Source organism: Cryobacterium sp. TMS1-20-1, assembly GCF_004402355.1.
In the GTDB taxonomy this organism is placed as follows: Bacteria; Actinomycetota; Actinomycetes; order Actinomycetales; family Microbacteriaceae; genus Cryobacterium; species Cryobacterium levicorallinum.
The window spans coordinates 88,590-112,483 of the sequence record NZ_SOGF01000057.1 but is presented as its reverse complement, the minus strand read 5'-3'; the positions used below and the strand labels follow the sequence as shown (position 1 = coordinate 112,483).

Sequence of the window (23,894 nt, the reverse complement as noted above, 5' to 3'; positions counted from 1 at the left end):
TCCTCCGATGGTTGTCGCCCTCATCCATCAGTCGACGGATGCCGTACTAGGCGAACAGCCGCTGCAGGCGCTGGATTCCCTCGAGGAGGGCATCGTCGCCGAGCGCGTAGGACATGCGCAGGAACCCGCTCGGTCCGAAGGCCTCACCGGGAACGACCGCCACCTCGGCCTGATCGAGGATGAGGTCGGCCAGTTCGAGCGAGGACGTCGGTGTGGCTCCGCCCCACGAGCGGCCGAGCAGGCCGGTGACGTCGGGGTAGACGTAGAAGGCGCCCTGCGGGGTGGGGGTAACCACACCGGGGATCTTGTTCAGCTCGGCGACGATGAGCTTGCGGCGGCGATCGAAGGCAACGCGCATAGCCTCAGCGGCCTCCTGGGGGCCGTTCAGCGCAGCGATGCCGGCGCGCTGCGAGATGTTCGACACGTTCGAGGAGAGATGCGACTGCAGGTTCGCCGCGGCCTTGATAGCGTCAGCGGGGCCAACCATCCACCCCAGACGCCAGCCGGTCATGGCGTAGGTTTTGGCGACCCCGTTGACCAGAATGGTGCGGTCGGCCAAGGCCGGAACGACCTCGACGATCGAGACAGCACGCACGCCGTCATAGGTGAGGTTCTGGTAGATCTCGTCGGAGATGACCCAGAGCCCGTTGTCCTCGGCCCACTGACCGATGGCTCGGGTTTGCTCCGGGGAGTAGACCGCTCCGGTGGGGTTCGACGGTGAGACGAACAACAGCACCTTGCTGCGCGGGGTGCGCGCGGCCTCGAGCTGTTCGACGGTCACCAGGTAGCCCTGGTCGCTGCCGGCGAATACGTCGATCTGCACGCCACCGGCCAGGCGGATGGCCTCGGGGTAGGTGGTCCAGTACGGAGTCGGCACAATGACTTCGTCGCCCGGATCGAGTAGGGTGGCGAAGGCCTGATAGACGGCCTGCTTGCCACCGTTGGTCACCACGACCTGGCTCGGCGTTACCGCGAGTCCGCTGTCGCGCAGGGTTTTCGCCGCAATGGCCTCGCGCAAATCGGGAAGACCGGCTGCCGGGGTGTAGCGGTAGTTCTTCGGGTCACGCACGGCGACCAAAGCGGCCTCGACGATGTGCTCGGGCGTCAGAAAGTCGGGTTCCCCCGCCGCGAAGCTGATCACCGGCCGTCCGGCCGCCTGTAACGCCTTGGCCTTGCCGTCGACCTTGAGGGTCGCCGACTCCGCTATCGAGCCGATGCGGGTAGAAATTCGCTTGAGTTCGTGAGCCACACGTTGAGTTTAGCTATCCCCTCCCGGGAGTCGGTCAGTGGGAGCACTCTTGGTCGGCCGATCCGCTCCTTTTGAGGTCTTGACGGGGCCGCGGTGCTGCTCGACCGTCGTTTCGGCGGGGCGGCGTGTGGCCTCGTAGCGAGATCTCTCGCCGAGCTAGCTAGAGTGAGAAAATGCTTACGCGCCTGGTTCAAATCTCCCGACCGGTGCTGTGGGTGAACACCATCGGCACGACCGTCATCGGAATGTGGCTCCTCGGCGATTTATGGCGCTGGGACGTGCTGCCCCTTCTCCTCTGGGTGACCCTGCCGTTCAACCTGCTGATCTACGGCGTGAACGACATCTTCGACCAAGAAACGGATGCCCAGAACGCCCGCAAGGGTGGACACGAGGGTGCTCGAATCCTCGGCTCGGAGACCCGCCCGATCGTGCTCGGCGTCCTCCTGACCAACGTGCCCTTCCTGGTCTTTTTTATGGTCACGCTGCCGCCTGCAGCGCTGGCCTGGATCGCGGCGTACTCGGTCATCTTCGTCTTCTACTCGATGCCCCCGCTGCGCTTCAAAGCTCGGCGCTACTTGGATTCGCTGAGTAACGCCGCGTATGCCTTTCCGCTGGTGTTCGTGCCGCTCGCCGTCGGTGAGCAGCCGATCTGGTGGGCGGCGATCGGGCTGATGGCCTGGAGCGTCGCCAAACACACCTACGACGCGGTGCAGGACATCGACGAGGACCGCGCTGCGCGTATTCACACCACTGCGGTGCATCTCGGCGCGCGCGGCGCCACGGTGTGGAGCGCCATCTGGTGGGCACTGTCCACCGTCGGTTTCGCCCTCATCAACTGGCCGGTAGCGCTGGTGAACGCGCTCATCGCTGGCTGGCTGGTGTGGTCGTTGGGGCGTGACCCAACACCCGCCACGGCGCACAGACTCTATCGGTACTCGATCATCTTCCCCTACGTTGCTGGTTCCGTCGCCGGAGCCCAGGTCGTGGCCGCCATTCTGTTAGGAACGTATCCATGAAGCGATCCCGCATGCCATCGACTCCCCGGCGCATCGTCGTGCTCGGTGCCGGCATTGGTGGATTGACCGCCGCCGCCCTGCTGGCCCGCGCCGGGCACTCGGTGACCGTGCTGGAAGGATCCGACTGGATCGGAGGAAAGAGCCGACGCCTAGAGATCGACGGGCAGCGCGTGGATACCGGGCCGGCTCTGGTCACCTTCCCCCCGGTGTGGGAGGAATTGCTTGCCCGTTACGACGCCATCGGCGCCCGGCGGTCCGCTCCCGCCGAGGCCGCGGCGGTCGCCGCGCTGACCCTGAAGAAACTGCCCGAAGTCGGTCGGTATTTCTATGCCGGTGACAGCGTCACCCTGCCGGTGCCGCCGGGGCATCCGTGGCATGCGGCCTGGACCCGGTTCGAACGCGAGCACGGTGGGTTGGGACCCGAAGTCACGAGCATGCTCACCGCCGACCCCGCCAGCCCGGCGTCGCTCCCGGCAGTGCGCCGGGTATTCCGTCTCTACGGCAGACGGCTGACCACGCGGGGCTTTCTCGATGGCTTGACCTGGATGCCCGACGGACTGCGTGAGGTCATCGCCATCCACACCCTCAACGCGGGCGTCTCGCCCCGGCAGACCCTCGCGCTGTATGCGAGCATGCCGGCCATCATGGCCACCGATGGCGTCTGGGTCCCCGAAGGCGGAGTCAATGAGCTTCCGCTGGCGCTGCATCGGCTGGCACTCCACGCGGGCGCACAGGTGCACACGGGCGAGCCCGTCACGGCTGTGCGCAACGGACTCGTGTCGACTGCTTCGGCGACCTACCCGGCAGACGTGATCGTGAGCGGGCTTGACCGGGGCGTGCTCGACGAGCTCCTTGGACGGCCGAAAGCGCGACCGCGGTCGCTGTCCTGCTCCGGAGTGGCCGTCTACGCGTCACTCGCAACGCCCCTGCCCGCAGGGACGGCCACCCATTCTGTGGTGCTGCCCGACGACCCGGCCGCGCTGCACCGCAGCCTGGACGCCGGCGTCGCTCCGGAGCAGACCATGGCGTTCCTGAACTATTACCGACCGAACGAGATCTATCCCAACGATCGGCCGACGGTAGCCGTGCTCCTCACCGCGCCTGCCGACGGCCGACACTACGATCTCGACACTCCCTGGGTCGCCAACGAGATGGCCCGGGTCAGCTCCGCAGTGGGACTGGACCGGCCCATCACCGAGCTGTTCCGAGACCACGTCGTGCTCGACCCGCGCTACTTCGCCGGCTGGGGCTCCGCGGGGGGCGCGCTGTATGGCGCGACCAATCCACTTTGGCAGAGCGGCCCGTTCCACCGACCCGGGTATACCAGCCGGGCGCACCCGTGGCTCTGGCGGGTGGGCGCCTCGGTACACCCCGGCGGCGGCATCCCGGCCGTGCTCGGGGGAGCCATGACCGCGATGCACAAGCTGATCGGCCGGCTGGACGGTCACTGACCCGTCGCCGGTCGCAATCCCGCCGACCGCGAGAGTGTGCCAAGCTAGCACTGGAACAAGGATCGTACTTCGGCGCGAACTCGTCTCAGCTTTACAGTGGCCGGTCCGTGACCTAGACTGGTTCAAGGTAGTTGAATTCTGCCATGCTTTTCTGCGCCTTTTTCTGAGTGGTAAATCGCCGGAGAACGTAGAACTGCAGGGTGAATTTACTTCCATAGGGTGGTGGCTCAATTGGTAGAGCAGCGGTCTCCAAAACCGCAGGTTGCAGGTTCGAGTCCTGTCCGCCCTGCACATCGGTGGTTAGTCCGCCGACCATGAGAGGTGTAAACAGGTGGCCCGAAAAGTTGTCGACGAACCCGGTGAGGAAATCGTCGCGAACGCACGAATGGCACGCGAGTCAAGTCGCGGACCTTTCGCTCGGCTGTCCCTGTTTATCAAGCAGGTCTTTGCAGAACTGCGCAAGGTGGTCACTCCGACTCGTAAAGAGCTGCTGAGCTACACCGGCGTCGTGCTCGTCTTCGTTGTCATCATGATGGGCATCGTGTCGCTCCTGGACTGGGTGTTCGGCCTCGCCGTTCTCTACGTCTTCGGAACGCCGGGATAACTCCCGCCACCGGCATCCGCTTTGATCGGACCGCCAAGCATTACTGGCACCCGTGCCCGCACACTTGAACACGTAGAACAAATAAGGATTGAGATTTAGTGACTGAGACGAAGCACGACGATGTCGACTGGGCCACTGCCGCTGAGCAGTCCTCCGAGGACGACGAAGCGCAAGAGGGCAACACCCTCGCGGCCGACGAAGACTCCGTAGAGGCCGCAGAGCAGGTTGCCCTGCACGTCATCGACGAGAACGACGACGTTGAGGTCAACCTCGACGCCGCTCTCGATGCCCTGGCAGAGTCCGCCGATCCCGAAGCTGACGCCATTGTCGACGACGCCCTCGACATTGATTCCGTCGAAGAGGCCGACGCCTCCGTCGAAGCCGTCGAAGACGAAGGCAAGCTCGTCAACGCCGAAGATGCAGAAGACGACGCCGAGATCGACCCCTACGAAGCTTTCCGCAAGGAGCTGCGCTTTCTGCCGGGTAAGTGGTACGTCATTCACTCCTACGCCGGTTTCGAGCGTCGCGTGAAGTCGAACATTGAGAACCGCAAGCAGTCGATGGCGATGGAAGATTTCATCTACCAGTGCGAAGTTCCCATGGAAGATGTCGTCGAGATCAAGAATGGCCAGCGCAAGATGGTCACCCGCGTGCGCATCCCGGGCTACGTGCTCGTGCGCATGGACCTCGACGAAGACAGCTGGTCGGTTGTTCGCCACACCCCCGGTGTGACCGGCTTCGTCGGCAACGCCCACAACCCCACGCCGCTGCGCTTCGAAGAGGCCTTCGGCATGCTCAAGGGACTCGTCGAAATCGTCGAAGCCCCGACCAAAGCTGGGGGCGCCCCCGGAAAGTCGGCGCAGCGCGTCATCGCCGCCGAGGTCGACTACGAAATCGGCGAAACCATCACGATCAAGGAAGGCTCGTTCGCGGGCCTGCCCGGTTCGATCAGCGAGATCAAGCCGGAGAGCGGCAAGCTCATCGTGCTCGTCTCCCTGTTCGAGCGTGAGACGCCGGTCGAGCTCAGCTTCGACCAGGTCACCAAGCTCTAACCAGCACCTCTTACCGGCAGAACGGATGACCCGCGCGGGTCATCCACGCTGGTTCCCAAACCACCGGGGCCCATCCGGGCCACCGGGAGAGCAGCCCCTCGGGGCAGCTCGCACATCAATACGAAGGACAATACAATGGCACCGAAGAAGAAGGTTACCGGTCTGATCAAGCTTCAGATCAAGGCCGGCGCAGCCAACCCCGCACCGCCCATCGGGCCGGCACTGGGTCAGCACGGCGTTAACATCATGGAGTTCTGCAAGGCCTACAACGCAGCGACCGAAGCCCAGCGCGGCAACGTCATCCCCGTTGAGATCACCGTCTACGACGACCGTTCGTTCACCTTCATCCTGAAGACCCCGCCCGCAGCGGAGCTCATCAAGAAGGCTGCCGGCGTCGCCAAGGGCAGCGGAACCCCGCACACCGTCAAGGTTGCCAACCTCACGCAGGCTCAGGTTCGCGAGATCGCTGAAGCGAAGATGGTTGACCTCAACGCCAACGACATCGACGCCGCCGCGAAGATCATCGCCGGAACCGCCCGCTCCATGGGCATCACGGTCAGCGCCTAGCACCAACAACTGCGCGAACACCCCCTCGCTTCTGCGCCACACGGCGCGTGAGCACCCTAAGCAATTAGTGGAAGAGCCTGCCAGGCTCGCACCACACTCTGAAGTACATACAGGAGATTTCACATGGCAACCAAGTCAAAGGCGTACCGCGCCTCCGCCGCGAAAATCGGCGAAGACAACTTCTACACTCCCGTCGAAGCCGTCACCCTCGCCAAGGAGACCGGCTCCGCGAAGTTCAACTCCACGGTTGAGGTCGCCCTCCGCCTCGGAGTCGACCCGCGCAAGGCCGACCAGATGGTTCGTGGAACCGTCATCCTCCCGCACGGCACCGGCCGCACCGCCCGCGTCATCGTCTTCGCAACCGGCCCCGCCGCCGAAGCCGCTATCGCAGCCGGCGCCGACGAGGTCGGTGGCGACGAGCTCATCGAGAAGGTAGCCGCTGGTTACACCTCGTTCGACTCCGCCGTCTCGACCCCCGAGCTCATGGGTAAGGTCGGTCGTCTCGGAAAGGTCCTCGGCCCGCGTGGCCTCATGCCGAACCCGAAGACCGGAACCGTGACGCCCGACGTCGCCAAGGCCGTGTCCGACATCAAGGGTGGAAAGATCGAATTCCGCGTCGACAAGCACTCCAACGTGCACTTCGTCGTTGGCAAGGCATCCTTCTCCGCCGAGCAGCTCAACGAGAACATCTCCGCAGCGCTCGAAGAGATCGTTCGCCTCAAGCCGAGCTCGTCCAAGGGCCGTTACATCACGAAGGGCGTCGTCTCGACCACCTTCGGTCCTGGCATCCAGCTGGACGTCAACAGCATCTAAGTATCCGCTTCACTGAGCAGGGCCCGTCTTCGGACGGGCCCTGCTTCTTTTAAACGGATGCTGATGGCCGGGTTGGTTCTCCGTGGGTCGCCCTGGCAGGGAGCACTTGCTCCTCAGCTCAGCACTCGACACCCCGCGAGCAACCCGCCGCCATCGCTGGTCTCGGCCGCGCCCAGTCGGGTGCGGGCTACGGTAACTGGCGTAGCGCGCAGCCGTCGGGTGCGCCCGCATCCGCTGAGAGGCTGCGTCAGCGGACGGGTCAGCCGATGCGGATCATCTTTTTGTTGACGAATTCGTCGGCACCGAAACGGCCCAGTTCGCGCCCCGAGCCGGAACGTTTGACGCCACCGAAGGGCAGCTCGGCCCCGTCGGCACCGACCAAATTGATGAAGACCATGCCGGCCTCAATGCCGTCGGCCACGCGCAGTGCCTGCTCTGGGTCGGTCGTGAAGACGTAGGAACCCAGGCCGAACGGAGTGTTGTTGGCCAATGCGAGTGCTGCGGCCTCGTCGGGGACGCTGAAGATCTGTGCGACCGGGCCGAAGAATTCTTCGTGGAAGGCATCGGACCCGGGCAACACGTTGGTGAGCACGGTTGCGGCGAAGAAGTTGCCCTCAGCGGTTCCGCCCGTGACGAGGGTGGCACCCTGAGCCACCGCGCGCGCAACCTGCTCGGTCAGAGTCTCGGTGGCCTTTTTCGAGGAAAGCGGTCCGAGTCCGGTGCCGTCTTTGGTCGGGTCGCCCAGCTCGACGGCGTTGATTGCCGCCGTGAACTTTTCGAGGAAGGGCTGGTACAGCTCCTCGATGACGATGAAGCGCTTGGCAGCATTGCAGGCCTGGCCATTGTTGTCGATGCGAGCAGCCACGGCGGCACTGACGGTCTCATCCAGGTCGTCGGTGGACAGCAGGATGAACGGGTCTGAGCCGCCGAGCTCGAGCACGACCTTCTTCAAGTTGCGTCCGGCCAGCTCAGCAATCGCCGCTCCGGCGCGTTCCGAACCGGTGAGCGAGACACCCTGCAGGCGCTTGTCGGCGATGATCGTGGCGATCTGATCATGGGAAGCGTAGAGGTTGGTGTACGCACCCTCGGGGAAGCCGGCGTCGAGCATGATCTGCGCGATCGCGGCGGCCGATTCTGGGCACTGCTCGGCGTGCTTGAGCAGGATGGTGTTGCCGATGATCAGGTTTGGTCCGGCGAAACGGGCAACCTGGTAATAGGGAAAGTTCCACGGCATGATTCCGAGCAGCACGCCGAGCGAGCTGCGACGCATGAGCGCCGAACCTTCGCCGGCGAGCAGGGTGATGGCTTCGTCCTTCAGCAGGTCCGTCGCGTTGTCGGCGTAATAGGCGTAAATATCGGCGCTGAAGTCGACCTCGCCGAGGGCCTGCTCCATGGGCTTACCCATTTCGCGCACGATGATCTCGGCAAGCTCCTGGCGGCGCTCGCGGTGCAGTTCGGCCACGCGGCGGATGAGCGCTGCGCGATCATCGACGCTGACGGAGCGCGACCAGGTGTGGGCGTCGTCTGCGGCGGTGATCGCGGTGGTGAGCTCAGCATCCGAGATTGTGTCGTAGGTCTTTACTGTCGCCCCGGTGGCCGGGTTGATGACTGCGTAGCTGGTCATAGGCTTATCCTTCACTGGTCAGGCACCAAATACCGGCGCCGATGCAAACTCTGGTTTGTCAAAGATATAGCAGCGGATGATTAAAGACGACGCAGCCGCAGGAGCTATAGCGCGGGGCTCCCTGGCCACTGATTCTGCTCCGCATGCAGCAGCTCGCGGGTATGCGGATGCTTCGGCGAGCCGAAGAGTTCGGCGACCGAGGCATATTCCACGATTGTGCCGGATCGAACAACGGCGACCCGCTGGCAGGTTAGCGCCGCCACGCTGATCGAGCGCGTCACCATGATCATCGTCAGCCCGTTGTCGCGCTGCAACATCCGCAGCAGGTCCAAAATGTCTGAGCTGTCTGACGCGTCCAGGGCGTCTGTGGGGTTATCGGCCACGAGGAGGTCGGGCTTGCCCGCCAGTGAAGCGGCAATGTGTACGCGCTGGGCGACCACGTGGGACAGCTGGTGCGGGTAGGACATGAACGTGTCCTCTGGGCGCTCGACCCCAGCCTGATCCAGCAGGGCCAGCGAACGCTCATAGGCGGCCGTCTTGGCGAGGCCGAGGTAACGCAGCGGTGCGGTCAGCTGCGTGCCGACGGTCACTCCGTGGTCGAGACTGCCGAGTGGATCGCGCGGCAGGTAGGCGATCCTTGCGTCCCGCGGCCGGTCGCGCGGTCGCGGGGGCAGCCCAACCAGTTCCCCGCCGTTGAACAGAATCGACCCGGAACGGATGACCGCCGGAGCCGGCAGCAGACCGGCGATGCACTGGGCGATCTCGAGGGCGCCGGAATTGGCGTCGCCGACCAGCCCGATCACTTCGCCGCGGGTTATAGAAAGTGAGATGCCATTGACCAGCAGAGGTGCGTCGGGGCGGGCCCCCGCAGCAACGCGCAGTCCGCGCACGTCCAGCACGGCCGCCGAGCGAAACCAGTGCGACGGCAGCGGAGCCGTGGTCTCCGCGGACGGCGCAGTCGGTGCAGTCGGCGCGGCGGGATCGAGCGACTCGTCCGGTGGCGTGAGTGCCGACTCGGCCGAGGGGATTCCTGCCCGCACGGCGAGATTGATCCGACGAAGAACGGCGCGAGCATCAGTCATGGTCAGCTCGCATTTCAGTAGGGCGAGAGCAGGGACTGAAACGTGGAACTGACGCTCACAACCGAAACTCTCTGGTGCATGGGGCTGTGAGCGTGTGCCAGACTCGACAGCACCCTCACGTGTAACCAATGCTAGCTAAGACCGGTGCCAACAACGTACCGGTTTGTTTTTCTTTTTTGAGCGGATGCTCACACCCCAATAGTTTTCCAGTAATAATCCCAGTAATCCAGTGATTCCTCCGCCGCCGGGTCATCGTGGTGCTCAGTGCGGCGAGTGGGCCTCGAGAAACTGGTAGACCTCGGTCTGGTCGACGCCGGGAAATGTTCCGGTGGGCAGCGCGGCGAGCAGGCTGGTCGGCGTGCGCGCGGCCGGCCAGGATTGCCCGGCCCAGCGGTCGGCCAGGTTATCGGGCGCCCGGCGGCAGCACGACTCGTCCGGGCAGAGCGACACGGCGCGGTTTGACGTTTCACGCCCGCGAAACCACTTCACGTGGGCGAAGGGAACGCCCACACTCACCGAGTATTCGCCCTCCTTGGCCTTCTCGACGCGTGAGGTACACCAGAAGCTTCCGGCTGGCATGTCGGTGTACTGGTACCAGGCGCTGAAGCGATCGGCCACGTCGAATACGGTGCGGGCGGTCCAGCTGCGGCAAACCGTGGTGCCCTCGACCGCGCCGAGCGCATCGCTGGGAAAGCGCACATTGTCGTTCTCGTAGGCCTTGATGATGGTGCCCGACTCGTGCACCTTCATGAAGTGCACCGGAATTTCGAGCCGGGCGGTGGCGAGGTTGGTGAAGCGATGTGCGGCCATTTCGTAGGAGACGGCGAAGGCGTCGCGCAGGTCTTCCATCGAGATGCGCCGCAGGGTCTTCGCTTCGGTCAGCATGCGTACGGCATCACGCTCCGGCAGCAGAATGGCGGCGGTGAGATAGTTCGTCTCCACCCGCTGACGCAGAAATTCTGCATAATTTTTCGGTTCCTCGTGGGCGCATAGTTCACTGGCGAAGGCCTGCACGATCGGGGAGCGGGAATCCCGCGAGGCCGAGCGGTTGGTCGGCAGGTAAATCCGCCCGTTGCGTTTGTCCGTGACCGACCGGGTGGAGTGCGGCAGATCGTTCACGTAGTGCAGTGAGAAGCCCAGATGGGTGGCCATGTCGGCGACGAGCTGCTGCGATACCGGGCCGCCGGAATGCCCCACCGCGGTGAGAATTTCGAGGGCCTGGGCCTCGAGCTCGGGAAAATAATTGTCCTGCTGCCGCATGATCTGGCGCAGGGCCGAGTTAGCCCGCCGGGCTTCCTCCGGGGTCGCGGCTCGTTCCCGGTTGAGCCGGTCGATCTCGTTGTGCAGGCTCAGAATGGTGTGCAGTGTTTCGTCGCTCTGCCCCTTGCTCACACGGATGCGGGGGAGGCCCAACGCCTGAAACACCGGGCCGCGCTGGGCGCGTTCGACCGAGATTTCCAGTGCGGCTCGCTCGGAGGGGGCATCCGTTCGCATCAATTCATCAACGGTCGTGCCGAGGGCTAGGGCGATCGTGCGCAGCATGGACAGGCGCGGTTCGCGCTTGCCGTTCTCCATCATCGACACCTGCGACGGCGCGCGGTCGATGGCGGCGGCGAGGGTGTCGAGCGTCATACGGCGAATGGTGCGCAGCTCGCGGATGCGCCGCCCGAGGGTGAGAGCGTCGAGCTCGGGTTCATCGACGGCGAGGGACGACAGGGCGGCGAGGGCTTCAGCGGGAACCATTCACACAGTGTCACACGATTCAAAAGTTTCCACAATCAGAAGAACAGGGTTTCTTCTGCCGATATATTTTGGTTTTGTACCGTGTAGACCCGGCAGAGTATGAACACAGGCCAGTAACGACGATTTGAACACTGAACGCATCCACCCTCGCGCTCATCGGTTCGACCGAAGCAGAACCGTACCACCACCATTCAGCCTGAGATCGGGCGCACCACAATTCGGGTTCGCCCCCTGTCGGTTTCACCTACTTTCGCAAGGAGCCAGACCATGAACACCGCAAACCCGACCATTGATCAGACGGTCACCTCCGCGCCGATCAAGACCGACAAGGTGAAGACCACGACCGGCAGCTTCGCCACCATTCGCCCGCACCTCGAGGTGACCGGCCCGCTCGCAGACCGCTACGACGAGATCCTCACGCCGGACGCCCTCGAATTTCTCGCCGAGCTGCACGAGCGTTTTGCCGGCACTCGGCACGACCTGCTCGCTGCCCGGCTGCAGACTCGAGTGGATGCCGCGAATGGTCGCGACCCCAAATTTCTAAGCGCTACCGAGAGCATCCGCTTGGATTCAACCTGGAGCGTTGCGGGAGCCGGACCCGGTCTGGAAGACCGCCGCGTGGAGATCACTGGTCCGACCGACCGCAAGATGGCCATCAACGCGCTCAACTCGAGCGCCAAGGTGTGGCTCGCCGACCAGGAAGACGCCACCAGCCCGACCTGGACCAACGTCATCGAGGGCCAGCTGACCTTGTTCGATCAGGTGCGCGGCCAGCTGAGCTACACGAGCCCCGAGGGCAAAAAATACGAGATCACGAACAAGACCACGCCGACTATCGTGATGCGTCCGCGCGGCTGGCACCTGGTCGAGAAGCACGTGACCTTCGTTGATGCCGCCAACCGTCGCATGAAGTCCTCGGGCAGTCTGATCGACTTCGGCCTGTATTTCTTCCACAACGCCAAGAAGCTCATCGAGAACGGCACCGGCCCGTACTTCTACCTCGCCAAGCTGGAGAGCCACAAGGAAGCCCGCCTGTGGAATGACATCTTCACCTATGCCGAAGAGCGTCTCGGAATCCCGTACGGCACCGTGCGTGCCACCGTGCTGATCGAGACGATTCAGGCCGGCTTCGAGATGGACGAGATCCTCTACGAGCTGCGCGACCACTGCGCCGGGCTGAACGCCGGCCGCTGGGACTACATCTTCAGCATCATCAAGACCTTCCGTGCCCGCGGCAGCCGCTTCGTCTTCCCAGACCGCAAGCAGATCACCATGACGGTGCCGTTCATGCGGGCCTACACCGAGCTGCTCGTGGCCACCTGTCACCGCCGCGGCGCTTTCGCCATCGGCGGCATGAGTGCCTTCATCCCGAACCGTCGCGACCCGGCGGTGACCGAGCAGGCGCTCGCCCAGGTCGCCGCCGACAAGAAGCGTGAGGCCACCGACGGCTTCGACGGCTCCTGGGTGGCACACCCCGACCTCATCCCGACCGCTAGGTACGAATTCGACCAGGTGCTCGGCGACCGGCCGAACCAGCTCGAGCGCACTCGCCCCGAGGTGAGCGTGACGGCGGCCCAGCTACTCGACGTCGCCTCGGTCGGCGGTCAGATCACCGAGGCTGGCGTGCGCGGCAACGTGCTCATAGCGCTCCGCTATATCGAGTCCTGGCTGCGCGGCGTTGGTGCTGCGGCAATCGACAACCTGATGGAAGACGCCGCTACCGCGGAGATCTCCCGCTCGCAGCTCTGGCAATGGATCCACGAGAACTCGGTCACCGCCGAGGGCCGTCGGATCGACTCCGACTGGGTCGAAGAGGTGCTCGACGAGATCGTGGACGGCCTCGAGCGCACCCCCACCGACCGCTTCGACGACGCGCTCACGGTGCTGCGCACGTCGGCGCTCGAGCCCGAGTTCCCGACCTTCTTGACGGTCGGAGCGTACGCCCGCTTCTTGTAACTCATTCGGCGTTCGCGACAGCGGGCAAACGGATGCTTCACCCCGGCATCATCACAGGGGTGAAGCATCCGTTTGCCCGTTTTTTCGTTTTGGGCCAACCCGTGTTCCATCCCTCACTTTGGGGGGTCGTGAGTACCCAATGGGGGGGCATACCTGAGCCTCTTTCAACTCTAAGGTTCTGGTTGGGAATAGTGAAAACATTTCATTATTTCACTCCAAAAACCGAAAATTGAAAGGCACAATTGTGAACAGAATGATCAAGGGTTCCATCGCCGGCGCTGCTGGTGTCGCTCTTCTCCTCGGCGGCGCGGGAACCTTCGCGCTCTGGAATGACACCGCGGCGGTCGCCGGTGCGGACATCACGGCTGGAACGCTGACGGTCGAAGCGGCCGACGGCACCTGGGCTGACCAGTATGGCGAGATCGATATTGCCAGCTACCTCATAGTTCCGGGCGACACGCTGACCTACGAGAGCGTGATCACCGTGGACGCCCAAGGCGACAATATCAAGGCCAAGCTCAGCGTTGACAACGCCTCGATTGTTTCGAGCGATGATGCCGAGGATAAGGCGCTGAAGGCAATTCTCGAGGCAACTACCAAAGTCACCGCGGTGCCTTCAGTGAATGGTCGGCCGGGAGGTGGCGGCCCCATCGGCGGCCCCGGGGACGATGCCAAATCTTGGAAGGTCAACCTTGAAGAAGGCGACGCTGAGTACCTCGTTACCGTCACAATCGCATTTCCGGCCGAAAACAAGGATGACGACAATGCCAAGACCGGAACTGTCGACCTGTCTGACCTCGCGGTCAAACTCACGCAGACCCTGAACTAGCTCCACGGCAGGCCAGCGAGCGGAGAGTCGCGTGAAATTTACATTCGAGCGCGCGATTCTCCCCGTTGGCCGTGTCGCCAGGTCTGCCCAGGAGCAGGCTGATTCGGCCTTTGAACGGATGTCGCCGATCCTGTCCTAAACGTCGGCGCAAGACGCTAAGGGGTCCATCTCTTCTCGTTTCCCTCGACTTTTGTAAAGGAAGAACTTCATGAACAAGATCCTCACGGGATCAATAGCCGGTGCGGCCGGTATCGTACTTCTCCTCGGCGGGGCCGGGACGTTCGCGCTGTGGAATGACACGGTGGCAATCGCCGGTGCGACCATCACGGCTGGAACGCTGACGGTCGAGACGGGGACAAGTACCTGGTCCGACCAGAATGACGTCACGATCGAAAGTATCGACGACTACCGCATTGTTCCGGGTGACACCCTCACCTACGAGACGGTGCTCAACGTGGACGCAGTGGGCGACAATATCCAGGCACAAATCGTCGTCGACCAGGGCTCGATCATTTCCGACGACGTGGAAGCGAACGTGGCGCTGGAAGAGCTGCTCAAGAAGGAGACCACTGTCGAGGTGGTTGACGGCAGCGGAGTTGGCGCCAGTGTTGGCGTTGGTCGCACCGGCTTCGACCTGACTGCTGGCGAGCATGAGCTTCTCGTTACCGTCACGATCGCATTCCCAGAAGACGCCGCGGATGACGACGATGCGAAGACCGGGGCGGTATACCTGTCCGGCCTCGCGGTGATCCTTTCGCAGACGCTGTAACTGCCCCTGTGCCCAGAATGGAGAGTCGCGTGAAGAGTGAAGCTTTGAGCGCGACTCTCCCGGCCGATCAGCATCCGCTGCCCAAACCGGCCAGAAAGGCCGCTGGTCTGTGGCGTCAGATCAGGTTTGCCCTGAGTCTGGCCGTGTTGCTGCTCGTGATCGCGCTCGCCGTGGTGCTGATCGTGATCCCAAAGTTCACCGGATCGATCCCACTTACCGTACTCACCAGCTCGATGGAGCCGGGCTTTCCGCCCGGCACGTTGATCATCGTTCGGCCGGTTGCAGTGGATGCCCTGGTGCTGGGTGATGTCATCACCTACCAAATGGAGACCGGAAAACGCGGCGTCATCACCCATCGTGTCATCGCCATCAATACCTCGGCGGGTGAGCGCACGTTCGTTACGAAGGGTGACAACAACGGGGCGGCCGATGCTGACGCCGTGCTCGAAGCGCAGGTGCAGGGTCGGCTCTGGTACTCCGTTCCGCTGATTGGGTATGTCAACAGTGCGGTCAATGGTTCCAATCGGGCCTGGCTCATTCCGGTGGCCGCTTCATTGCTGTTCGCCTACGCGGGCTACATGATCCTGGTCGGCGTCGTGGCCGGCGTGCGCAAGCGCCGACCAGGTAAACGACTGGGCGGGACACCGCTCGATTCTGCTGCCGCCGATTCTGGCGTGAAGGTCGACGAACGAGGCTAAAAGATCCGTTGCGTGCTCGGTTTCGATGCCGCCGTCAGCAGGCGTTCCATCCCCCAGATTGGGGGGAGAGCGGTACCCAATGGGGGGCAGACATGAGCATTGCTCACTTCTAAGGTTCTGGATGGGATAGCAAAAACCAAGGATTATCCACTCCAAAACTGACAATTTGAGATGAGACTGACGTGAAACTTATGTTAAACCGCAAGAAAGCAATCATTGGGGCCGGGGGCGTCGCTGTTGCGTTGACCATGGCACTCGCGGCATTGGGGCCGACCGGTGCCTACTTCACTGACACCGAACAGGGAAACATCACGGGCAACCTCGGTTCTATCGAGGTCACCAGCGAAAAGACGGAACTCGCATACACGAACCTGTTGCCCGGTGAGCCGCAAACGGTGACTGCCGATTTCACGAATACTGGGGTGAACAACCAGGACGTGTGGGTGGTCTTCAATAACGAAAAGGCACTGCACGCCCTGAATAACCTGGGTAAGTACGGCAATTTCAAGGTCGTGAGTAGTGGGACTGAAATATTCGCCTCGACGAACCTGCAGGACGGCGAGTGGCGAGCCACGAATAGCTGTGGCGACTTCTTCGAGCAGGCGAACCGGGGCTGCTGGCCGCTGCGGGAGGCATACAAGCTGGTGTCCGGCCTCGGGTCCGGAGCATCGGCTGACGTTTCGTTCACCTTTGCCTATGGTGCGGCCATGACTTCCGGAGCAGGCGCGTGGAACCAGTACCCGGTGCAGTACCACGGCGGCGAGAAATTCCCCGCTGCTGAGGGTTATGGCCTGCCGTATCAGATCGTCGCAACGCAGGTTGGTCACGCCCCAGGGGTCGCCGGAGTCAACTGACAACCTCCGTCGCCGCCAGATGGCGGGCGACTAGGGACTAAATGAAGTGGCTCGGATGTCGCCGTCGGGTGGCGACGTCCGAGCCGGTCCTCATCCCATTTCGAGCTCGAAAGGCGTACCGTGAAGAGGCTCAAAGGCACCGTGGTTCTGCTGCTCGTGCTCGCCGCCGTGCTCACTCCGGTGGCTCTCGTGGCCACGGGCGCCCTGCTCTACCGGGCCTACGTCGTACGCACCGGATCAATGTCACCCACTATTTTGCCAGCCAGCGTCGTGCTTGTTGAGGCCGACCACTATGAGGTCGGCCAGATCATCACCTTTCGGCGCACCGGCGATCGCACCACCCACCGTCTCGTGGCCATCAATGACGATGGCACGCTCACAACCAAGGGCGATGCGAACGACACGATCGACCCCTTCACCGTGCCGACAGCGGATGTCATCGGCGGCGTGACCGCCTTCGTTCCCCGCCTCGGCTATCTCGTGGTCTACCTGCAGAACCCGCTCGCCCTCGGCTCCCTCATTATGTGCGTTCTGAGTATGTGGTACGTCGGGTCATCCGACCAGAAGCCCGACCAGAAGCCCGACCAGAAGCCCGACCTGAAACCGTCGAGGGAATCCAGGAGAATCGCGGCCGTTCGGGTCGCCTAGCTTGCCGACTGGGCTTTCACCTTGTCGTAGGCGGCGAGGGCGGCTCGGCGGGTTTCGCCGAGGTCTACCAGGGGCGCCGGGTAGGCATCCGTGCCGTATTCGGGCACGTTGGCGCGGATGTACTGCTGGTGCGGGTCGAACTTGGCCGCCTGCAGTTCGGGATTGAAGATGCGAAAGTAGGGCGCAGCATCCGCTCCGGAGCCGGCTACCCACTGCCAGCCGAAGGGGTTGCTGGCGGCATCGGCATCGACGAGGGTGTCCCAGAACCAGCGCTCGCCCACCCGCCAGTCGACCAACATATTCTTGATCAGGAATGAAGCGGTGACCATGCGTACCCGGTTGTGCATACTTCCGGTTCGCCAAAGCTCGCGCATGCCGGCATCCACCAGGGCGAAGCCGGTGCGGCCTTGTTGCCACGCGGTCACGGCTTCGTGGTCGAGCTCGGGCCACGGGAAGGCGTCGAAGGCGGGCCGCAAGTTCTTGGTCGCGAGCTCGGGGGCGTGAAACAGCACGTGGTAGGCGAACTCCCGCCAGCCGACCTCGGTGAGAAACCGGGTCGCACTCGCGAGCGCCGGCCCGGAGAGTGAGCGTTGCGCCTCCTGGGTGGCCGCCCAGACCTGGTGCGGGCTGATCTCCCCCCACCGCAGGTACGGCGACAGACGCGACGTCGCGTTCTGGGCCGGTTCGTCACGTTCGGTCCCATAGCGGGGGAGTGATTCGGCCAGAAAGCGCCCAAGCATTTGCTGAGCGGATCTCTCGCCCGGCTGCCACGCCGCGCGCAGCCCGTCGGCCCAGTCGGGCGCGCTCGGCTCGAGGCCCCAATCGTCGAGGCTGTCGGTGGCGAGGCTGCCCGACCACCCGGAGACGGTGTCGGGGGAGGGGTAGGGCGCGCGCGGTGGCGGACCGGCCTGGCAGGCACGCCAGAACGGCGTGAACACCGAGTAGGAGCCGCCCTGACCGGTTTGGATGGTCCACGGTTCGAACAAGAGTGAACCCGCGAAGCTGTGGGCATCGACGCCGTCGGCGCGCAGCTCGGCCTTGATCGCGGTATCGATCATGCGTTCTGCGGAGCCGTAGCGGCGATTCCAGAAGACGGCGGCGGCATCCGTTTCACGGGCGATTTCGGTGATGATCGGTGCGGCCGGGCCGCGGCGCAGAATGAGCCGGCCGCCGAGCGCCTCGAGCGTTGCACCGAGCGATCTGAGACTCTGGTGGAGCCACCAACGGGCGGCGCCGCCGAGTGGGCGCACTCCGGGGGACTCGTCGTCGAACACATACACGGCCACGATCGGCCGGTGTCGGGCGAGGGCTGCGTGCAGCGCCGGGTTGTCGCCGACGCGCAGGTCGTCGCGAAACCAGACGACCGAGGGGCCGGCGTGCTCGTTGGACTCTGCCGGGGCAAAGGGAAGTGAAGTCATGGGCTCTCCTCGTGAGAACTCCAGTGTGTACCCTGCCGCGGATGAGACCAATTCGGAGGTAGAACGGTTCGTCGCGCCAGCGTCGGCCGAGGTTCGACCAACGGAGCCACACGTCGAAACGTCGGTATATCTGCAGAAAATAGAGCTAAACGGCGTAAATCTTTGTGCGAACAGACCAAATCGTCGCCCTTTGCGCAAAAACTCAATTCCCCATTCTGGGGGTTGGAGCAGGACAGACAAATTTGTCTGTCCCATCTAGTGTGTGAATCGCGGATGGAGCTGCAGCCTCAGAAAACACCATCGGACTGTAGCAAATTCATGGCCCAATACCCAGGGTTGTGGACGACCGGCCGCATCACCGTTGCGCTTACCCCGCGGCGATCACGTAGCGGGCTTCTTGCCGTTGCTCCACGCCTGCCGCTTGCTGGCCTGCGACCACCCGAAGTTTTCAGACCAGTACCCGAAGGGCCTCACCATGAACAAGCTCACCAAAGGCGCGATTGCCGGCGCCGCCGGTCTCACCCTCCTGCTCGGCGGCGGCACGACTTTTGCGCTGTGGAACTCCTCGGCCGTGGTGGCCGGCGGCACGATCGAAGCCGGCAACCTGGTTGTTTCTCCCAGCGCCATCGACGGCGTTGAAGTTCCCGGTGTTTGGACGGACCAGAACGATGTAATCCTGAACCTCGAAACATTCGCGGCCTCGCCCGGCGATGTGCTGGTCTATACCAAGAAAATGCACGTCCTGGCCGAGGGTGACAACCTCGTCGCCGAGCTGACGCTCGATGCGGGCTCCATCAACGCCACCACGCCGGGTTACAAAGCCGACGACGCACTGGCCGCCTACCTCATCGGGACCGCAGTTTTGACAGTGATACCCGATGGCGGCATCAAGGATAACTTCTCCCAGACTGAGCGTTCAGTGACCACCGGCCCGACGGATTACACCATCACACCCGGAGCGGGAATCGTCGAGGAAGACGTCACCGTCGAGGTCACGATCACCTTCCCGAACGGCGCGCTGGGCGCTGAGAACACCATGATGCTCGGTTCGGTCACCCTCAAGGACGTGGCGGTCAACCTCACCCAGATCTGACCGATCGGTGCCCGGGTGCCCACCAACGGTGGGCACCCGGAAACGACCAGCAGGCAGCATCCACTTTTGATTTGCGAAAGCCGGTGATCTCTTGAAAACATTTCTGTTCGCGAGTGCGGCGATTCTGGGTGCGACCCTGCTGGCCACTGCGGCCGTGGGCGGAACCTATGCTCTGTTGAACTCGAGCGCTTCGGCCGGCCCGGCAGTCACGATTCAGGCCGGATCCGCCGAGCTCAGCATCACGTCAGACCTCGAGATGTCGAATACCCCGCTGTATCCCGGAGCAAGCAACGCCGGCACGGTCGACGTGCGCAACGACGGCACGGTGTCGCTCTCCCCTCGCCTCGTCGGCCTGACGCCGCCGACCGTTTCGACGCTATTATCGGAGGCCCTGATCGTCGGGGTGCGCGCCGTTTCGACGGTGCAGGAGTGCACGTCGAACCTCACGCCCACCATTGCCGGCACCTTCGCTGACCCGCCGGCTGAGGAGCTCGGCCTGACGCTGGCTCCCGGATCCAGCGCGCTTCTGTGCGTCTCAGTGAGGCTGTCAGCGGATGCCCCGAGCGGCAGCCAATCCCAGACCGCGACGAGCTTTGGACTCCTGATTGACGGACGGCAGGTCTAGCCCATGACATCGAACCGTCGTCGTTCTCTGCGGCTGCGCAGTCGGTCTGGGCGTCCGGCGCGCTGGCCCGCCGCACGATCTGCCGTGGCAATTGCGAGCCTGGTCTTTTTGACCCTTGCCGGCACCGGCGTTGCCCAGGCCGTCTGGACCGCCGCGGCGGTCAATCCCACAGCATCCGCTGTCTCGGGCGCCGTGACCATCAGCCAGGACGGGTTTGCCGCGCTCGCGACCGACTACACGTCCCATCTGCTCACGGCGACGAAGCCGGTCACCCTGACCAACGGCGCCGTGCCTGCCGCCTACGACCTGACAGTCAGTTCGGCCGCCGCGACCGCGTTTGCCGCTGCGGTCAACGTGCGCGCCTGGTCGATCGCGGCAACCGGCAGCTGCCCCATGACGCCCCCGACCGGAACAGTGAGCACCCCCCTGGCGACGGGAGTCACTCTGAGCGGCGACCTGGCGGCGAGGGCTTCGGTGCGCTACTGCGTGCAGACGTCGATCGCCAACACCACCGCCGGCACCATGGCCGGCACCTCCCTAACGGCGCAACTGGAATTGCAAGCGCGAACGGGCAACTGGACGTCACCCATCTCGCTCGTCACCGCCGCGCAATCTGTCACCAACACCGCGCCACGCGATCTGGCGGCGGTCAGGAAGACGCACAGCTCCATCTCCTTGACCTGGGCCGCTGCCCAAGACAGAACCGTGACGCGCTACGAGGTCTGGCGAAACGGCACGCGGGTTGCAAACGCACAAAGCGCCACCACCTTCACCGACACCGGCCTGACGGCGAACACGCGCTACACCTACCTGATTTACGCCGTCGATGCGAACGGCAATCACCTGGCCGCCTCGAACGAGCTCGCCGTGTCTACGAACAAGCAGCCACCGGTCCCTGGCGTGTGGTACCACGTCGTCACCGCCGCCGGGACCTGTGTCGATGCGGCCGCCCCGCAACAAAAGGGACGAGTGCTGGCGACGAAGGAGTGCTCGACCGTCTCAACCTCACGGTTCAGCTTCGTTGCGGACAGAAACGGTTCCGAGTATGAAATCGTCGCCGCTGACGAGAACCTGGTGTGGACTGCGGAAAGCACGTCTGCCCTGTCGCTCAGCACGCAGAGTGGCCCAGCAGACAAAGCCAAGCAACGCTTCACGCTCGCCCCGATCAGCTTGGGCAGTGCCACCTTTCAGATTCGCAGCGTGAAGGACGACACGAAGTGCCTTGAGTCAGGCAACACGCTCACCTTGAAGACGTGCGACACCACGGTACCCATCCAGGAAAACCAGCTATTCACCCTCGACGAGGTGACTTCATGACCGGATTCCTGATCCGTGCCCGGATCGCAGCGACCGTGGGCGCCGTGTTCCTGCTAACCGTGAGTGGGACCGCCGCCCCGGCCCTGGCGGCGCCGGGCGCCGAGTTCGCTCCCGACGTCTTGGTCAGCAGCGATGGCGAACATTTTGCCAGCAGCCTGCCCGTCGGACTGTTCGGATCGTACGGCCTGCTGATTCCGGATGGTTCGATGCAATCGAGCCTGTGGATTCAGAACCCGAGCGACCGGCCCGCGAACGTGCGGGTGAGCCTGCGGGAGCCGGGCGGAGCATCCGCTGATCGAACGGTCTCTGACCTGCGGGAATACCTCATCCTGACTGTCGAAGACGCCGCGGGACAGACGGTGACCACCGTTCCGCAGCTGGCCGACGCGGGCTGCGCGGTACTCGCGCCCGAGCAGCCGCTCGCGGCCGGTGACACCCTGCGGGTCGAGCTCACGATCGAGATGATGAACGTGAACGGACTGACCGCTCAAAACGCGCGCGCGGACCTCGGCGTTCTCGTTGCGCTGCGCGATGCCGAGGCTGGACCCTTCGCGGCATCGGCCTGCGACGACGATGGCGTGCTCATTCCGGCAATCGCCGAACCGTCAGTACCCCCGCGGGCGGATGCACTGTCGCGCACCGGCGTCGACCTGCCCGTTCCGGCCATTATCGGCGGCGGCCTGCTGCTCGGCCTGGGCGTGCTGCTGGTCACCCGGCGGCGCCGTGACCGGCGTGAACCGTGACGCAGCCGGCTGACGCGCCGACCGATACGCCCGCTCCCAGCCTCTGGCGTTTTCTGGGGATCGCGCTTAGCGCTGCCGTGCTGCTGCTCGTCATCGGGCTCGGACTGGTGCTCGTGGTCATTCCCAAGTGGACCGGTGCGACCCCGCTGACCGTGCTGACCAGCTCGATGGAGCCGGGACTTTCGCCCGGCACTGTCGTCATCGTGCGCCCGGTCGACGCCAACGCGCTGCACATTGGAGACGTCGTTACGTATCAAATGGTGTCCGGTGACGCCAAGGTCGTGACGCACCGCATCCTCTCGATCGTTTCGAGCTCAGAAGGACCGCGTTCCTTCATCGTGCAGGGCGACAACAACAGTGCGCCCGACGACGACCCCGTGCTGGCCGAGCAGATTCAAGGTCGGCTCTGGTACGCGGTACCCTTCGTCGGCTACGTCAACAACGTGATCACCGGGGCAAACCGGACCTGGATCATCCCCGTGGTGACCGTGGCCCTGTTCGGCTACGCCTGCTTCATGGTCGTCGGCGGCCTGCTCGACCGCCGAAAAACCCACAAACGGGGAGCGGATGCCGACGACCCGGCCCTCGGGTTACGAGACGCGGAGCACGATCTTGCCGCGGGTGTGACCCTCTTCGAGCAGCCGGTGCGCGGCGGCACCGTCGGCGAGTTCGAACACGGAGTCGACGTGCACGCGCACGGTTCCGCTGGAGAGTAGGGCCGAGATCTCGTCGAGCGTGCGCGCGTCGGGGGACACCTTGAAACCGGTCGCGCGGCGGCCGGCGGCGGCGGCATCCGCTGCCATGGTCGGCCAGCTGCCGGTCGGTGCGTTCACGAGCAGGCCGCCGGGGCGCAGGGCCGCGAGCGAGCGGGTGCCGGTGTTGTCGTGCACGTTGCCGATGAGGTCGATGACCGAGTCGAGATCGTGGACCACATCCTCGAAGCGGGTCGTGCTGTAGTCGATGACCTCGTCGGCGCCGAGCTCGCGCAGAAAGTCGAGGTTGCGGGTCGACGCCGTCGCGGTCACGTGCGCTCCCAGCACCCGGGCAAACTGCACCGCGAAGTGACCGACGCCGCCGCTGCCGGCGTGCACCAGCATCCGCTGCCCGGGAGCTGCCCCGGCCAACTTGACCATGCCCCAGGCGGTCAACGCCGCGATCGGAACGGCGGCCGCTTCGGCGTGGCTGAGCCTGGCCGGTTTGTGCGCAACGCTCATGCTCGAGACCGAGACATACTCGGCGAAGCTGCCGCTGGTGCGCGGCACTCGGCCCATGCCGTAGACCGCGTCGCCGGGCTGCAGCGGCGACGCCTCGAAGGCGGCGCGCACGACGATTCCGCTGAAGTCGTTGCCAAGAATGGTCGGATAGCTCTGGATCGCGGCCGCGACGCCCTTGCCCGCGCGGGTCTTGGCATCGATCGGGTTGAGGCCGGCGGCGACGACCTTGATGAGCACCTCGTCGGAAATTTGGCGGGGCAGCGGCCGATCGGCCAGGTGCAACACCTCGGGGGCGCCGGTCTCGTCGATGATGAGGGCGCGCATGGTCTCCGGCAGTTCGTATTCAGTAGCCATGCTCCCCATTCTGCTGCATCGCGCCCGCGCCCCCGCTTTCCGGGCCCGGAAAGCGGGCCCATGATCTATCGTGGGCCCGCAGAGCGGGCCCGGGCCCGGACCAGACATATGGAGTTGCTCGCTGCCGGATGCGCGATGAGGGGTGCGCCTGAGGGATGCGCGGTGAGGACCCCTC

The 23,894-nt window shown here is 64.2% G+C and carries 22 protein-coding genes, 1 tRNA gene and 1 pseudogene; 18 read left to right on the top strand and 6 right to left on the bottom strand.

Translation table 11 applies throughout. From position 1 onward, the window contains the following. Nucleotides 1–46 precede the first annotated feature (46 nt). The gene (locus tag E3O45_RS14980) at nucleotides 47–1,249 is read right to left on the bottom strand and encodes a pyridoxal phosphate-dependent aminotransferase (protein ID WP_134444146.1); all 1,203 of its coding nucleotides are present in this window, start codon (nucleotides 1,247–1,249) and stop codon (nucleotides 47–49) included. 173 nt (nucleotides 1,250–1,422) lie between these two features. On the opposite strand from E3O45_RS14980, the gene E3O45_RS14975 reads away from it, so the two are divergent. The 7 genes from E3O45_RS14975 (at nucleotide 1,423) to rplA (ending at nucleotide 6,752) form a co-directional block, all read left to right on the top strand. After that, nucleotides 1,423–2,265, top strand: coding sequence for a UbiA family prenyltransferase (locus E3O45_RS14975; protein WP_134444144.1), 843 nt, complete (start codon nucleotides 1,423–1,425; stop codon nucleotides 2,263–2,265). Then, nucleotides 2,262–3,716 (top strand): NAD(P)/FAD-dependent oxidoreductase, encoded by a 1,455-nt coding sequence (locus E3O45_RS14970; protein ID WP_241985386.1) that lies wholly within the window; start codon nucleotides 2,262–2,264, stop codon nucleotides 3,714–3,716. The genes E3O45_RS14975 and E3O45_RS14970 overlap by 4 nt, the downstream gene beginning before the upstream one ends. A 216-nt stretch (nucleotides 3,717–3,932) precedes the next feature. Then, nucleotides 3,933–4,005 (top strand) — tRNA-Trp (locus E3O45_RS14965). A gap of 42 nt (nucleotides 4,006–4,047) precedes the next feature. Next, the gene (gene secE, locus E3O45_RS14960) at nucleotides 4,048–4,320 is read left to right on the top strand and encodes a preprotein translocase subunit SecE (RefSeq protein WP_092448385.1); all 273 of its coding nucleotides are present in this window, start codon (nucleotides 4,048–4,050) and stop codon (nucleotides 4,318–4,320) included. Nucleotides 4,321–4,418: 98 nt separating this feature from the next. Then, the gene (gene nusG, locus E3O45_RS14955; RefSeq protein WP_134444143.1) at nucleotides 4,419–5,372 is read left to right on the top strand and encodes a transcription termination/antitermination protein NusG; all 954 of its coding nucleotides are present in this window, start codon (nucleotides 4,419–4,421) and stop codon (nucleotides 5,370–5,372) included. A 135-nt stretch (nucleotides 5,373–5,507) separates the two neighbouring features. Then, entirely contained in the window at nucleotides 5,508–5,939 is a 432-nt protein-coding gene (rplK, locus tag E3O45_RS14950) for a 50S ribosomal protein L11 (RefSeq protein ID WP_092106326.1), read from the top strand. A 123-nt stretch (nucleotides 5,940–6,062) separates the two neighbouring features. Continuing rightward, nucleotides 6,063–6,752 (top strand): 50S ribosomal protein L1, encoded by a 690-nt coding sequence (gene rplA / locus E3O45_RS14945; RefSeq protein ID WP_092448383.1) that lies wholly within the window; start codon nucleotides 6,063–6,065, stop codon nucleotides 6,750–6,752. 259 nt (nucleotides 6,753–7,011) lie between these two features. Here the strand turns inward: rplA and E3O45_RS14940 are convergent, their stop codons facing one another. The 3 genes from E3O45_RS14940 to E3O45_RS14930 all read right to left on the bottom strand — a co-directional run bounded on the left by E3O45_RS14940 (nucleotide 7,012) and on the right by E3O45_RS14930 (nucleotide 11,201). Next, nucleotides 7,012–8,376, bottom strand: coding sequence for an NAD-dependent succinate-semialdehyde dehydrogenase (locus E3O45_RS14940; RefSeq protein ID WP_134444141.1), 1,365 nt, complete (start codon nucleotides 8,374–8,376; stop codon nucleotides 7,012–7,014). A gap of 104 nt (nucleotides 8,377–8,480) precedes the next feature. Continuing rightward, complete coding sequence (locus E3O45_RS14935) at nucleotides 8,481–9,458, bottom strand: ATP-binding cassette domain-containing protein (protein WP_134444139.1); 978 nt, start codon at nucleotides 9,456–9,458, stop codon at nucleotides 8,481–8,483. A gap of 261 nt (nucleotides 9,459–9,719) precedes the next feature. Next, nucleotides 9,720–11,201 (bottom strand): XRE family transcriptional regulator, encoded by a 1,482-nt coding sequence (locus E3O45_RS14930; protein ID WP_134444137.1) that lies wholly within the window; start codon nucleotides 11,199–11,201, stop codon nucleotides 9,720–9,722. 267 nt (nucleotides 11,202–11,468) lie between these two features. Here E3O45_RS14930 and aceB point away from each other — a divergent pair, with 267 nt between their 5' ends. The 6 genes from aceB (at nucleotide 11,469) to E3O45_RS14900 (ending at nucleotide 16,955) form a co-directional block, all read left to right on the top strand. After that, entirely contained in the window at nucleotides 11,469–13,157 is a 1,689-nt protein-coding gene (aceB, locus tag E3O45_RS14925; protein ID WP_134444136.1) for a malate synthase A, read from the top strand. Nucleotides 13,158–13,410: 253 nt separating this feature from the next. After that, nucleotides 13,411–13,986 carry an alternate-type signal peptide domain-containing protein gene (locus E3O45_RS14920; RefSeq protein ID WP_134444135.1) on the top strand — a complete coding sequence of 192 codons (576 nt, stop codon included), beginning with the start codon at nucleotides 13,411–13,413 and terminating at the stop codon, nucleotides 13,984–13,986. A 208-nt stretch (nucleotides 13,987–14,194) separates the two neighbouring features. After that, complete coding sequence (locus E3O45_RS14915; RefSeq protein ID WP_134444133.1) at nucleotides 14,195–14,755, top strand: alternate-type signal peptide domain-containing protein; 561 nt, start codon at nucleotides 14,195–14,197, stop codon at nucleotides 14,753–14,755. A 29-nt stretch (nucleotides 14,756–14,784) separates the two neighbouring features. Further along, nucleotides 14,785–15,453, top strand: coding sequence for a signal peptidase I (locus E3O45_RS14910; protein ID WP_241985385.1), 669 nt, complete (start codon nucleotides 14,785–14,787; stop codon nucleotides 15,451–15,453). Nucleotides 15,454–15,635: 182 nt separating this feature from the next. Continuing rightward, nucleotides 15,636–16,307 carry a hypothetical protein gene (locus E3O45_RS14905; protein ID WP_134444130.1) on the top strand — a complete coding sequence of 224 codons (672 nt, stop codon included), beginning with the start codon at nucleotides 15,636–15,638 and terminating at the stop codon, nucleotides 16,305–16,307. Between the two features lie 120 nt (nucleotides 16,308–16,427). After that, nucleotides 16,428–16,955: a signal peptidase I gene (locus tag E3O45_RS14900; RefSeq protein ID WP_134444129.1), complete on the top strand. Its 528-nt coding sequence runs from the start codon at nucleotides 16,428–16,430 to the stop codon at nucleotides 16,953–16,955. On the opposite strand, the gene E3O45_RS14895 is transcribed toward E3O45_RS14900, so the two are convergent. Further along, nucleotides 16,952–18,373 (bottom strand): deoxyribodipyrimidine photo-lyase, encoded by a 1,422-nt coding sequence (locus E3O45_RS14895; protein ID WP_134444127.1) that lies wholly within the window; start codon nucleotides 18,371–18,373, stop codon nucleotides 16,952–16,954. The two genes, E3O45_RS14900 and E3O45_RS14895, sit on opposite strands and share 4 nt — an antisense overlap. A 475-nt stretch (nucleotides 18,374–18,848) precedes the next feature. Here E3O45_RS14895 and E3O45_RS14890 point away from each other — a divergent pair, with 475 nt between their 5' ends. The 5 genes and pseudogenes from E3O45_RS14890 to E3O45_RS18135 all read left to right on the top strand — a co-directional run. After that, entirely contained in the window at nucleotides 18,849–19,466 is a 618-nt protein-coding gene (locus E3O45_RS14890) for an alternate-type signal peptide domain-containing protein (RefSeq protein WP_134444126.1), read from the top strand. A 91-nt stretch (nucleotides 19,467–19,557) separates the two neighbouring features. Continuing rightward, entirely contained in the window at nucleotides 19,558–20,091 is a 534-nt protein-coding gene (locus tag E3O45_RS14885; RefSeq protein WP_134444124.1) for a hypothetical protein, read from the top strand. A gap of 84 nt (nucleotides 20,092–20,175) precedes the next feature. Continuing rightward, nucleotides 20,176–21,408: a fibronectin type III domain-containing protein gene (locus E3O45_RS14880; protein WP_166789512.1), complete on the top strand. Its 1,233-nt coding sequence runs from the start codon at nucleotides 20,176–20,178 to the stop codon at nucleotides 21,406–21,408. Further along, nucleotides 21,405–22,151, top strand: a complete 747-nt coding sequence (locus E3O45_RS14875) for an LPXTG cell wall anchor domain-containing protein (RefSeq protein WP_134444121.1) — start codon at nucleotides 21,405–21,407, stop codon at nucleotides 22,149–22,151. The genes E3O45_RS14880 and E3O45_RS14875 overlap by 4 nt, the downstream gene beginning before the upstream one ends. Further along, nucleotides 22,148–22,621, top strand: a pseudogene (locus tag E3O45_RS18135) (signal peptidase I); the annotation flags it as partial. The gene E3O45_RS14875 and the pseudogene E3O45_RS18135, both read left to right, overlap by 4 nt. A gap of 120 nt (nucleotides 22,622–22,741) precedes the next feature. On the opposite strand, the gene E3O45_RS14865 reads toward E3O45_RS18135, so the two are convergent. After that, complete coding sequence (locus tag E3O45_RS14865) at nucleotides 22,742–23,719, bottom strand: NADP-dependent oxidoreductase (RefSeq protein WP_241978930.1); 978 nt, start codon at nucleotides 23,717–23,719, stop codon at nucleotides 22,742–22,744. Nucleotides 23,720–23,894: the final 175 nt, after the last annotated feature.

Coding starts and splice junctions, on each gene's coding strand:
- E3O45_RS14890 (WP_134444126.1), top strand. CDS start 18,849: ATGAACAAGCTCACCAAAGGCGCGATTGCCGGCGCCGCCGGTCTCACC.
- E3O45_RS14970 (WP_241985386.1), top strand. CDS start 2,262: ATGAAGCGATCCCGCATGCCATCGACTCCCCGGCGCATCGTCGTGCTC.
- E3O45_RS14975 (WP_134444144.1), top strand. CDS start 1,423: ATGCTTACGCGCCTGGTTCAAATCTCCCGACCGGTGCTGTGGGTGAAC.
- E3O45_RS14935 (WP_134444139.1), bottom strand. CDS start 9,458: ATGACTGATGCTCGCGCCGTTCTTCGTCGGATCAATCTCGCCGTGCGG.
- E3O45_RS14930 (WP_134444137.1), bottom strand. CDS start 11,201: ATGGTTCCCGCTGAAGCCCTCGCCGCCCTGTCGTCCCTCGCCGTCGAT.
- E3O45_RS14865 (WP_241978930.1), bottom strand. CDS start 23,719: ATGGCTACTGAATACGAACTGCCGGAGACCATGCGCGCCCTCATCATC.
- E3O45_RS14895 (WP_134444127.1), bottom strand. CDS start 18,373: ATGACTTCACTTCCCTTTGCCCCGGCAGAGTCCAACGAGCACGCCGGC.
- E3O45_RS14875 (WP_134444121.1), top strand. CDS start 21,405: ATGACCGGATTCCTGATCCGTGCCCGGATCGCAGCGACCGTGGGCGCC.
- aceB (WP_134444136.1), top strand. CDS start 11,469: ATGAACACCGCAAACCCGACCATTGATCAGACGGTCACCTCCGCGCCG.
- E3O45_RS14940 (WP_134444141.1), bottom strand. CDS start 8,376: ATGACCAGCTACGCAGTCATCAACCCGGCCACCGGGGCGACAGTAAAG.
- E3O45_RS14920 (WP_134444135.1), top strand. CDS start 13,411: ATGATCAAGGGTTCCATCGCCGGCGCTGCTGGTGTCGCTCTTCTCCTC.
- rplA (WP_092448383.1), top strand. CDS start 6,063: ATGGCAACCAAGTCAAAGGCGTACCGCGCCTCCGCCGCGAAAATCGGC.
- rplK (WP_092106326.1), top strand. CDS start 5,508: ATGGCACCGAAGAAGAAGGTTACCGGTCTGATCAAGCTTCAGATCAAG.
- E3O45_RS14915 (WP_134444133.1), top strand. CDS start 14,195: ATGAACAAGATCCTCACGGGATCAATAGCCGGTGCGGCCGGTATCGTA.